10 protein-coding genes are annotated in these 10,970 nt (G+C 44.4%); all 10 read left to right on the top strand.

The genetic code is table 11. The annotated features are described in order from the left end of the window. Window positions 1-957, top strand: a 957-nt coding sequence (locus BCT81_RS00500; protein WP_102422965.1) for an ABC transporter substrate-binding protein, incomplete at its 5' end; no start/stop codon positions are given. A 155-nt stretch (window positions 958-1,112) separates the two neighbouring features. After that, window positions 1,113-2,012, top strand: a complete 900-nt coding sequence (locus tag BCT81_RS00495; protein ID WP_102422964.1) for a proline/glycine betaine ABC transporter permease — start codon at window positions 1,113-1,115, stop codon at window positions 2,010-2,012. Then, complete coding sequence (locus BCT81_RS00490) at window positions 2,005-3,237, top strand: glycine betaine/L-proline ABC transporter ATP-binding protein (RefSeq protein ID WP_008217849.1); 1,233 nt, start codon at window positions 2,005-2,007, stop codon at window positions 3,235-3,237. Before BCT81_RS00495 ends, BCT81_RS00490 begins: the two co-directional genes overlap by 8 nt. Window positions 3,238-3,608: 371 nt before the next feature. Continuing rightward, the gene (locus BCT81_RS00485; protein ID WP_102422963.1) at window positions 3,609-4,013 is read left to right on the top strand and encodes an Hpt domain-containing protein; all 405 of its coding nucleotides are present in this window, start codon (window positions 3,609-3,611) and stop codon (window positions 4,011-4,013) included. A gap of 204 nt (window positions 4,014-4,217) precedes the next feature. Further along, a complete protein-coding gene (locus tag BCT81_RS00480; protein WP_102422962.1) occupies window positions 4,218-5,726 on the top strand; it encodes a sigma-54 dependent transcriptional regulator in 1,509 nt (502 codons plus the stop codon). Then, window positions 5,707-6,837 carry a glycosyltransferase family 4 protein gene (locus tag BCT81_RS00475; protein ID WP_102422961.1) on the top strand — a complete coding sequence of 377 codons (1,131 nt, stop codon included), beginning with the start codon at window positions 5,707-5,709 and terminating at the stop codon, window positions 6,835-6,837. The genes BCT81_RS00480 and BCT81_RS00475 overlap by 20 nt, the downstream gene beginning before the upstream one ends. A 197-nt stretch (window positions 6,838-7,034) precedes the next feature. Then, window positions 7,035-8,408, top strand: coding sequence for an O-antigen ligase family protein (locus tag BCT81_RS00470; RefSeq protein ID WP_102422960.1), 1,374 nt, complete (start codon window positions 7,035-7,037; stop codon window positions 8,406-8,408). A 93-nt stretch (window positions 8,409-8,501) separates the two neighbouring features. Next, window positions 8,502-9,287, top strand: a complete 786-nt coding sequence (locus BCT81_RS00465) for an acyltransferase (RefSeq protein WP_102422959.1) — start codon at window positions 8,502-8,504, stop codon at window positions 9,285-9,287. Beyond that, the gene (locus BCT81_RS00460; RefSeq protein ID WP_102422958.1) at window positions 9,280-10,398 is read left to right on the top strand and encodes a glycosyltransferase; all 1,119 of its coding nucleotides are present in this window, start codon (window positions 9,280-9,282) and stop codon (window positions 10,396-10,398) included. The genes BCT81_RS00465 and BCT81_RS00460 overlap by 8 nt, the downstream gene beginning before the upstream one ends. After that, window positions 10,395-10,970: Wzz/FepE/Etk N-terminal domain-containing protein (locus tag BCT81_RS00455; RefSeq protein ID WP_241908127.1), on the top strand; the 576-nt coding region annotated here is incomplete at its 3' end. The genes BCT81_RS00460 and BCT81_RS00455, both read left to right, overlap by 4 nt.

Raw genomic sequence — 10,970 nt, 5'->3', positions numbered from 1 at the left:
GCAGCAGCCAGTGGTCATGCTAACGCTGGAGAATGTGGCAGCGTAACAATCGCAGACATGAACTGGAACTCTGCAACTCTTATCGCCAACATCGACCAATTCATCCTTGAGCATGGTTACGATTGCGATGCCGAACTCATCCCTGGCGACACTATGCCAACCGGCACATCCATGATTGAAAAAGGCCAACCAGATGTTGCACCGGAACTATGGAGTAACAGCCTAAAAGACGCTCTTGATAAAGGTGTTGAAGAGAAACGTCTTCGCTACGCAGGTAAAGCTCTTGTAAATGGTGGTGAAGAGGGTTTTTGGGTTCCTGCTTACCTAGTTAAACAAAACCCAGAAATGGCAACAATCGAAGGTGTACGCAAGAACGCTGCGTTGTTCAAGCACCCTGAAGACCCAGATACATCCGCATTTTACAGCTGTCCAGCAGGCTGGAACTGTCAAATCAGTGCCGCTAACCTGTTTGACGCACTTAACCTAGAAGAGAGCGGTTTTACCATCGTAGACCCTGGCTCAAGTGCTGGTTTATCTGGATCTATCGCGAAAGCTTATGAACGTGAAGAAGCTTGGTTCGGTTACTACTGGGCACCAACTGCAGTTCTTGGCAAATATGACATGGTAAAAGTCGACTTTGGAAGTGGTGTTGATAAAGAAGAATTTATCAGCTGTACGACCCAAGAAGGCTGTGAATCTCCTAAAGCAACCATGTACCCGCCTTCTCCTGTCCACACCATTACCACTGAAAGTTTTGCATCGCGCGCACCGGAAGCGTACGACTACTTTACTAAGCGTGGTTTCACCAACGAAAAAATGAATGCTTTACTAGCTTGGATGGAAGACAACCAAGCGGATGGTGAAGAAGCGAGCATACATTTCTTGAGTGAATTCCCAGAAGTATGGCACCCATGGGTTTCTGAAGAAGTCGCAAAAAAGGTTGAAGCTGAGCTTTAATAACAATGCTTAGAGAGTAGTTATATTTGTCTATGGCTACGCTTCAATACAATGGAAATAACGTCGCTATACTTGATGTTATTCGTAATTCGGAGCCTTGTTCACATCGCATTTTAGTGTGTTGAACAAGTGGCTCCGAACTATAAGGATATAAAATGGCTGACAGCAATTGGTTATCGAACTTCCCGGAAATGGAACGCTCTGATTTGCGAGCAATTAAAAAGACGCTAGACGGCGCATATCGTGAGTTTTCCCGTGAATACGGAGAAATGATCGAATCATTATTTGACCCTCTTCTTTCCTTCCTAGTTTGGTTTGAAAAACTTCTCATCTCTACCCCTTGGCTGATCGTTCTTGGCGTTTGCACGGGCTTAGTTTATGCCGCCAGTCGCTCTTGGAAATTGGCTCTAGGTTGTGTGCTATCTCTACTTCTCATCGGCTACTTTGGTATGTGGGAAGACACAATGCGGACACTCAGCATCATCACTGTGTGTACCATAGTTTCTATCTTCCTAGGTATTCCTATTGGTATCGCCATGGCGCGTTCTAATCGCGCACAATCGATCGTGACACCACTGCTGGATATTATGCAGACAATGCCTGCGTTTGTTTACTTAATCCCAGTGGTTATGCTGCTTGGTATTGGTAAAATTCCAGGTCTTATCGCAGTGGTTATTTACGCAATCCCCCCTGTGATTCGATTAACTAACTTAGGTATTCGTTTAGTCGATAAAGAAGTGTTAGAAGCTGCGACTGCTTTTGGTGCGAGCAAGAAACAGCGTTTATGGGGCGTTCAGTTACCACTGGCAATGCCAACCATCATGGCAGGTATAAACCAAACCATCATGATGGCCCTATCAATGGTTGTTATTGCGTCTATGATTGGTGTTAAAGGCTTAGGACAACCGGTCCTTAAATCGATTACCAACCAATATTTCACTCTAGGCTTGATGAACGGCTTCGCCATTGTTGCACTCGCGATTCTGTTTGACCGAGCATCACAGGCTTATGCGCGTAGAACCAATGCCCACCTAGGAGGGTTCAAACATGACTAAACCATTAATCGAAATTAGTGGCCTGTTCAAAGTGTTTGGGCCTAAACCTTTGTCCGTAATGGACCGCGTTAAGAATGGCGAGCATAAAGATGCGATTCTCGCCGACACCGGTCATACCGTTGGCCTTAAAGAAATTAACCTTCAGATAAATCGCGGTGAGATCTTTGTGATTATGGGGCTTTCAGGCTCAGGTAAATCAACACTCATCCGTCACTTCAACCGCTTAATTGACCCGACTCAAGGTAAAATCACGGTAGAAGGCATCGACGTAATGAGCTTGAATACCAAAGAACTGGAAGAGTTTCGTCGTCACAAAATGTCGATGGTATTTCAACGCTTTGGGTTGATGCCACACCGAACTGTCGTTGAGAACGTCGCCTATGGTTTGGAAGTCCAAGGTATCAAGAAAGATGAGCGCCTATCAAAAGCAAATGAGTGGTTGGAAACCGTAGGTTTAAAAGGGTATGGTAATCAGTACCCTGCCCAACTTTCCGGTGGTCAACAACAACGTGTCGGCTTATCACGCGCCCTGTGTACTAACGCTGAAATTTTGTTAATGGATGAAGCCTTTTCTGCACTCGACCCTCTCATTCGAAGCGAAATGCAAGATCAGTTAATTGAACTTCAAGAGAAACTCCATAAAACCATTGTCTTCATCACCCATGATCTAGACGAAGCCCTCCGCCTAGGTGACCGCATCGCTATCCTTAAAGATGGCGAGTTAGTACAGCAAGGCACGCCTCATGAAATCCTACTTAACCCTGCCGATGATTACGTTGAGGCATTCGTAAAAGACGTGAATCGCGCTCGTGCTTTGACTGTAGAAACAGTTATGCAGCCTCCTTTGTATCGAATCACCTCAGAGACCATCGAAGGTGCATTGGCTCAAATGAAGATGCTCAAGCACGATTACGCTTATCACGTTACTGACGATGGCTATCAAGGTTTGGTCACAAAAGAGAGCTTACAAGACGCAGTTGAAGATTCTTCGGTTCACGATTTCAGTGATGAGATCTACGAAGAAGTTCCTGCGGTATTACCTGATGCAGTGATTGAAGAAGTTCTGCCAGACACCATGTCTTGCGACTATTCTCTTCCGGTCGTGGACGAAGATGGGAACCTCAAAGGTGAACTAGAGAGAAGCGCTGTTGCCGACATCTTCTCAGAAACAAGCGAGGAAGAAGTAGAACCTATCCCAAAGCCAAAAATTGACAAAGCGTCTTAGTCCAAGTCCAACTTGGACAAAGGCGTAACCAATTACTTTATTAACACTGAGGCCACCACTATTCAGCAACAGGGTGGCCTTTTATTTAGTTTGCTAGATTTAGAGGAAACGAGGTTTTTTAGCACTAGAGTCCAAGCCTTTCTCCTATTACACACCTAAGTTCATATTTTGTAAGTGAAAATACGTATAATCAATCCGTTAGGTTTATCACAAAGATAGCCACAAGCATGGCTTAATGTCGATTTATTCTGCTGTTTATAAGGCAACCAGTTGAAATTATTCCAGAAAATGACTAAAACTTAAGAGTGCAAACGAGTATTAGACTTCTCGATGATGTAAGGATTTACAGCTCAATAAAAGGACTTAGTTTGATGAACTCGACTTTAACGTCAGACACACCTTCAGGTGAAAATAAGCAACAAAATGAAGAGCTTGTGGATGAAAGCGTACTTGAACAGATGGTTCGAGATACCAGTCCGGAGATTATTCCAATTTTAATCGACCACTATGTGACAGAGTCACAGGCTCGTTTACTCACCATTAAAGAAGCAGTTAGCAACAACGACGCTCAAACGCTCGAGTTTGAAGTACATACCCTTGGTAGTACCGCACTTTCGCTAGGTAACCGGCCTTTAGGTAAGTTAGCAAGAGCATTAGAACAGCAGTGTTTAGAAGCGCACCATGAACAAGCCTTTCTGCAGGTTGGCGAGTTAATCGAACTTGCAGAGCGTTCAATCAACGCGTTATTAGAAAGAAAAGAAGCCGGTTTTAGTTAACGCTCTTTCACTAGATATAAATTAGTTAAATAGCTCAACATAGTCATTATCGATTTACGTTTCATGGTCATCTGTTCGCGTAAACAGACTAAACTCAAATAAGACAGCGCGCCCGTAAGTAACAAAGACAGCCGACTCGTATCTACGCTCAAACATCACTATGTTATTGATTGGTTAGGATAAAGTTTCAAAAGGAATTACACAATGCGCCCTAAGGTATTGTTAGTTGAAGACTCCACCTCCCTCGCCGTACTTTACAAGCAGTACGTAAAAGACGAGCCATACGACATATTTCATGTCGAAACTGGAACTGAAGCAAAAACATTTATAGAGAGACACGTCCCACAACTGGTCATCCTCGATCTAAAACTGCCTGATATGCCAGGTGAAGAGGTATTAGATTGGATCAGTGATAACGACATCCCAACCGCTGTAATCATCGCGACAGCCCATGGTTCAGTGAACATTGCCGTTGACCTAATTCAGCGCGGTGCGGAAGACTTCTTAGAAAAGCCAATTCAAGCCGACCGCCTAAAAACATCGGTTAACCTACATCTGCGCAGAGCCAAACTCGAAAATCTAGTCGACAATATTCAAAGCAAATTCGATCGTGACCGTTTCCATAACTTCATCGGTTCTTGTTTACCGATGCAAGCCGTTTATAAAATCATCGACTCAGTTGCTCCGACAACCGCAAGTGTGTTCATCAATGGCGAGAGCGGGACAGGTAAAGAAGTATGCGCAGAGGCTATTCACCAAGAGAGTCAGCGTGGTGATAAACCATTCGTTGCCATCAACTGTGGTGCTATCCCCCGCGATTTAATGGAAAGCGAAATCTTCGGTCATGTCAAAGGCGCATTTACCGGTGCAACAACCGATCGTAAAGGTGCTGCAATGCAAGCACACGGTGGCACACTGTTTCTGGATGAACTTTGTGAAATGGAATCGGAAATGCAGAAAAAGCTCCTTCGATTCCTACAAACCGGGACTTTTACCCCGTTAGGTGGCAACCGAGAAATCAAAGTAGATGTCAGAATCATCTGTGCGACTAACCGTGACCCTCTCGTCGAAGTAGAAGAAGGTCGATTCCGTGAAGACCTATACTATCGTGTACATGTGGTGCCTATTGAGATGCCACCGCTGAGAGAAAGAGGAAGTGACATTGTCACTCTAGCTAACCACTTTTTGAAACTTTACGCCAAACAAGACAAGAAGAAATTCAAGTCTATCGATAAAGAGACACAAGGTTTACTTAAGCGCTATCCATGGCCGGGCAATGTTCGTCAGCTACAAAACATCATTCGCTACATCGTAGTGTTAAACAATGAAACCAGTGTAACCAAAGAGATGTTACCTGCTCCGATCAATAAAGCAGACGCTACAACCTCAAAAAGCGTTACGCCAATACGTAGCGCTGTTGTGGAAGCTGTGTCGCCAGTTGTTCAAGAAGGTAAGCTGCCTCCAGTCACACCAGAAGAGCTTGAGCGTTCATCTGTCTCTCAAGACACAAATGATCCAATGACACCGGCATTTACCACTAGTGACGGTGCGATACGTCCAATGTGGCAGATAGAACGCGAAGCCATTCAACATGCGATCAATCATTGTGATGGAAATGTGTTAAACGCTGCCGTTTTATTGGAGCTGAGTCCTTCCACTGTTTACCGTAAGAAACAGGCTTGGGAGTCTGAAGATGAGTGTAACCAAGCCTAATTTGGATACTCAAGCTCAACCAATTCAGGTTCAGGGGCATTTAGTTCCTGAACCTGAAGAGATTTGGCTGCTCATCGATAGCCAAACCTTTGGTGGAATTGAAACGCATGTCATTGAGCTCGCCCTTGGTTTACTTAAACATAACCGCAAAGCTAGAGTCGTCCTGCTCACCAAGTTTGCTCCTCTTCCCCCAGTGATAACACGCTTAAAAGATTCAGACCTGCCTTACAGTCAACTTAGCGACTTAGCACCAAGTAAAACCAATTCATTTTCGCAACTTAAACAGGCAATCACGCAATATAAACCCACGCATATCCATGCTCATGGATACAAAGCAAGCATTGTGAGTAAACTGGTGAAGCTAGTGACCCCAAGCCATTGTAAGCCTCGTCAAATATCGACGTATCATGCAGGCGAAACACCTAAAGGAAAAGTTTGGCTCTACGATTTTTTAGATAGATATACTGGATTCCTGTCTAATCACTGTTTTGTTGTCAGCAACAAAATACAAGATAAGATCCCGTCACGAACTACCCTGCTTAATAATTTCATTGCGATCCCTGACAGCTCTCCGAATGCTCAACATTTAGTTAACGGAAGCAACAGTACACAAATTTATCACATAGGTTTTGTTGGCCGTTTAAGCCACGAAAAAGCGCCAGACCGTTTTGTTGCTCTTGCACAGTTTGCGGCTAATCATAAGTTTCACCTATTTGGAAATGGCCCTGAAAGGCAAACGCTCGAAAAGAGTAAACCAAATAACTTAACGTTCCATGGACACCAAACCAGTATGGACAATGCATGGAAAACCATTGATGTTTTAGTCATACCATCTCGTTACGAAGGTCTACCTATGGCGGCATTAGAAGCCATGGCTCGTGGCATACCGGTTATAGCGACCAACGTTGGTAATCTATCGCAGCTGATTCAGCATGAAGACAATGGTTACATCGCTACAAATGAAAGCGAACTCACTGCATGTTTAACGAGTTGGTTTGACCTCCCTTCTCAAGACAAGCAGACTATGGGAATGAAAGCCAAAGCGACCATCCGCAAGCATTACTCTCCACAAGCTGTTATTCCCCAGATCCTAGCCTGCTACAGTGCATAACATTGCCACACCATAGATTCAATCCAAATAACAATGGCAAGCGCGTTTCCAATTTGATTCTCATTTTGACCCGCCTCAACTCAACGTTTTAGAAAAATCTAAATTGAACACAAATACAATAACTTAGTATCAGTTGATATGTGGCATTCACCTTGCTATGTCTTTAGTTGAATAATAAAAAACGCTAGGGATTTACAATGAGAGACCAAGTTAACCGAACACCGCTAATTTTAGGGCTCTCATTCCTAAGCCTTGTTATTGGTGCTGCTTGGTATCTCGTTCCTCACCCGGTCGTTGTAATAGTACTTGCTTTTATACCTTTGGGTGCTCTATTCGTTGTTAACAGAGCGTTTTACTTTGTTCTACTGTTCGTTGTCTTCTCATTCTTTAGAATTCACGAAGCACTTTCCGTCCTCTATCCGATGAAAATCCCTTTGTTGCTTTCTATAGGCGCACTGTCTGCTCTACTCTGGCATGCGTTCGTCAGTAAAGAGCTGAAAATCTTCTGGCATCACTCTTTCAATTGGCTCGCCATATTTTGGGTTCTTATCATCATTGGTATCGTATTCGCATCGAATAGGCCGATCGCATTAGCTGAGTTTAAAGGGATTTATTGGAAAATTATCGTTATGACACTCGCGATCATGTGGCTAGTGAATACCACCGAGGATCTTGCGAAAACGGCGATGATGATCATATACGCGGGGGCTCTGGTCAGTACCATCGCGGTTTACAACTCAATCAACGGTATTGGTTTGGTTGAAGGCACACGCGTAACCATAGGTCGTGATTTTGGGTCAATGCTCGGAGACCCTAACGATTTGGCGCTAGTATTAATGTTCCCTCTCGCATTTACTATCAGTCAAGCCAGCACTTCCGGAGTCCCATTGTTTAAACGAATTATAAGTGGCTTCGTTTGCGTGTTACTGCTCGCAGCTATCATCGCAACGCAGAGCCGTGGGGGACTATTAGGGTGTATTGCCGTAATTGGTATATTTGCTTGGAAGTGGGTTCACTCTAAACTCTTGTTAATGCCTGGCGGAGCAATTGCCGCTGTCGTCCTTTACTTAGTTGCCGGAATATCAGACAGAGCTTCAGGAGGTGCCGCCGAAGTAGGGATTGATGAATCCGCCATGGGGCGAATCTACGCGTGGGAAGCGGCGTTCAAAATGGCGTTAGACAACCCATTAACCGGTGTAGGACTAAATAACTTCTATTCTAACTACTTTTTTTATAGCGCTTATTGGGATGGATTAAATCATGCTGTGCACAGCACCTGGTTTGGCGTTTTAGCTGAAACTGGATTTATTGGGTTGATCATTTTCGTAGGGCTTATCGTATCTCTGATCAAAACCTCTCGTGCCACTTTGGCGCGACTTAAAACTGCGGGTTCCAATGTCCCACCAGAACTCAATGCTGTCGCCTACGCGGTCTACGCAGGCCTGATCGGCACCATTGTGTCCGGCACTTTTCTAACTCAGGGCTTCAACTGGCCGATTTACATCCTTGCAGCACTCACAGTTTGCGTTTCAAACGTATCTCAAACTGCTTGTCAAAATGAGAAAATCTAAAAGCTAAACCTTAACTCATTGAAAATATGGGCTTTAGTATATGGCACATAATATGAAAGTACTTCTATATAACAACAGAGAAGGAATTTCATTATGACGTCAGCAAGCATCCATCAATTTAAACACTGGCTTAAGTTTCACCCTAATTCTCGAATTAGAAATGTTTTTTTCATTTTGAAAAACATCAGAAGCGCCGAGCTCCCTACACCTCAGATCTTCAATCGTTGCCTGTATCAAACACACAAATTGATTGTGAATGTCATCGGGGGATTTACTCGTTTTTGCTACTGGACCCCAGCGTTCAAAGGCAGAGTCGCACAGTGTGGTAAGCGCCTATATTTGTATGGAGGCCTACCTTTCGTAAGTGGACCACTGCAAATTTCAATTGGGAATGACTGTCGTATATCGGGTCACACCACATTTTCAGGGTGTACGCAGCCGCTCGACGGTTTGGAACATCCGTTACTGTCAATTGGTAATAATGTTGATGTGGGTTGGCAATCAACTATCGCGGTAGGCAAACGAGTGATTATTTCCGACAATGTCCGAATTGCTGGCGGTGCCTTTCTTTTTGGTTATTCTGGCCACCCACTTGATGCGACACGTCGTGCAAACGGTGAAGGTGATGACCCACAACAGATTGGCGACATCATACTAGAGCGAGATGTTTGGCTAGGGACCAATGTAACTGTCAAAGGCGGCGTGACAATTGGTGAAGGTGCCGTGATTGCTGCCGGTAGCGTTGTAACCAAAAATATCGCCCCATTCTCTATTGCCGCAGGTAATCCCGCACGAGTGGTTGGGGAAATAAAATCCGTAGAAGTGACAGAGTCGGATGTTTTTGATGCATTTGAGACTCACGGAGGTGACCATGCGTGATTTAATCGTATTCGGTGAAGACTTCGGCGGACTTCCATCGTCAACCCAGCACTTAGTTCGCCAACTAGCTAAAACACATAAAGTACTTTGGATTAACTCTATTGGCCTCAGACAGCCGCGCTTAAGCGTGAAAGATGTAACACGTGCATTCAATAAGTTGTTTGGTAAGACCAACGCAATCACCCAGAACATGTCGGACTCTGCGGGCCTCAGCAACATTAAAGTCGTCAACTTGAGAACCATCCCTGCTCCTGCATCATACACTTCACGCAAGCTCGCTCAAATGATGATGTTGAAACAGTTAAAACCAATGATTGAAGAGCTTAACTTACAAGCCCCAATCCTGTGGACATCACTTCCTACTGCAGTTGATCTGTGTGGGCATCTGGGGGAGTCTGCTGTGGTTTATTACTGCGGCGATGATTTCAGTTCGCTCGCAGGCGTTGATCACCAAACTGTCGCTGAGCACGAATCTAAACTTATCGATAAAGCGGATCTGATTTTCGCAGCGAGTAAAGAGTTAGTGAAAAAGTTTCCTAAATGTAAAACGCAGCTTCTTCCACACGGCGTTGATGTTGAGCTATTTTCTACACCAGTAGCCAGAGCTGAAGACCTGCCAAGTAGTCATCGTCCGATTGCAGGGTTTTATGGCAGCCTGTCGAAGTGGCTAAACTATGACATGATCGGACATGTTGCTCACGCAATGCCTGAATGGGATTTTGTATTCATTGGGCCTAACGAGCTTGATACGCTAATGTTACCAAAGTTACACAATGTCCATTACCTTGGCCCAAGACCACATCACACCTTACCAAGTTACTCACAACATTGGGATATTAGTTTGCTGCCCTTTGTAGACAATGAGCAAATACAAGCGTGTAGCCCCCTTAAGCTGATGGAATACTTAGCTGCAGGCACACCCATAGTAACAACACCATTCCCTGCCATGGCGTCTTATCAGAAGTACGTTACAGCAATCAATAATGCCCAGGAAATGATCCAAGCACTTAACAACGCTCGCCAACTCACTCACTCACCTATCTCTATCGTAGAAAAAGACAGCTGGAAAAACCGTGGCAACTTCGTACATTGGATGCTGGAGCTATTATGAACAATCTCAAGCTGCGTTTATTAAACATATTGAACGGGATGTGGCGTCAGCGCTACGTGATTGTAATCCCTATTCTTATCTTGCCATTTGTGGGGTTTGGTGTGAGTAAACTTGCGCCAACAAAATACGATTCGCACACCAGTATGCTGATACAAGAAACGGCGAAAATGAATCCATTTCTTGAGGACATCGCCGTTTCTACCATGCTTAAAGACAGAATGAGTGCACTTAGAACCCTGTTACACAGCCGTCACGTTCTTTATTCGGTGGCAGAAGAACTTCAGCTAACAACACCTAATATGTCGGAAGCTCAAAAACAAGAGATCATTACTGATTTGTCGGAACGTTTATCTGTTACTCAAATGGGTAAAGATTTCTTAAAGATAAGTCTTACCTCTAACACGCCGATCGGTATGGAAGAGACACTTAGTTCCGTCAGCGAGCATTTTATTGAGCAAATATTGGCTCCAGAACGTTCGTCGATCCAAGACTCGAGTAGTTTCCTTAGAATTCATATCGACGAACGAAGCGCTGAACTGGCAAAGGCGGAAGAAGAGTTAGCGAGATATATT

Origin of the sequence: Vibrio sp. 10N.261.52.A1 (assembly GCF_002876325.1) — a bacterium.
Classification (GTDB): Bacteria; Pseudomonadota; Gammaproteobacteria; order Enterobacterales; family Vibrionaceae; genus Vibrio; species Vibrio chagasii.
Note: the sequence above shows the minus strand (reverse complement) of the source record. Positions and strands in the feature narration are given on the sequence as shown.

What these genes read in the sequence shown, in the direction of transcription:
- BCT81_RS00490 (WP_008217849.1), top strand. Translation starts at nt 2,005, where the DNA reads ATGACTAAACCATTAATCGAAATTAGTGGCCTGTTCAAAGTGTTTGGG.
- BCT81_RS00495 (WP_102422964.1), top strand. Translation starts at nt 1,113, where the DNA reads ATGGCTGACAGCAATTGGTTATCGAACTTCCCGGAAATGGAACGCTCT.
- BCT81_RS00480 (WP_102422962.1), top strand. Translation starts at nt 4,218, where the DNA reads ATGCGCCCTAAGGTATTGTTAGTTGAAGACTCCACCTCCCTCGCCGTA.
- BCT81_RS00460 (WP_102422958.1), top strand. Translation starts at nt 9,280, where the DNA reads ATGCGTGATTTAATCGTATTCGGTGAAGACTTCGGCGGACTTCCATCG.
- BCT81_RS00470 (WP_102422960.1), top strand. Translation starts at nt 7,035, where the DNA reads ATGAGAGACCAAGTTAACCGAACACCGCTAATTTTAGGGCTCTCATTC.
- BCT81_RS00465 (WP_102422959.1), top strand. Translation starts at nt 8,502, where the DNA reads ATGACGTCAGCAAGCATCCATCAATTTAAACACTGGCTTAAGTTTCAC.
- BCT81_RS00485 (WP_102422963.1), top strand. Translation starts at nt 3,609, where the DNA reads ATGAACTCGACTTTAACGTCAGACACACCTTCAGGTGAAAATAAGCAA.
- BCT81_RS00475 (WP_102422961.1), top strand. Translation starts at nt 5,707, where the DNA reads ATGAGTGTAACCAAGCCTAATTTGGATACTCAAGCTCAACCAATTCAG.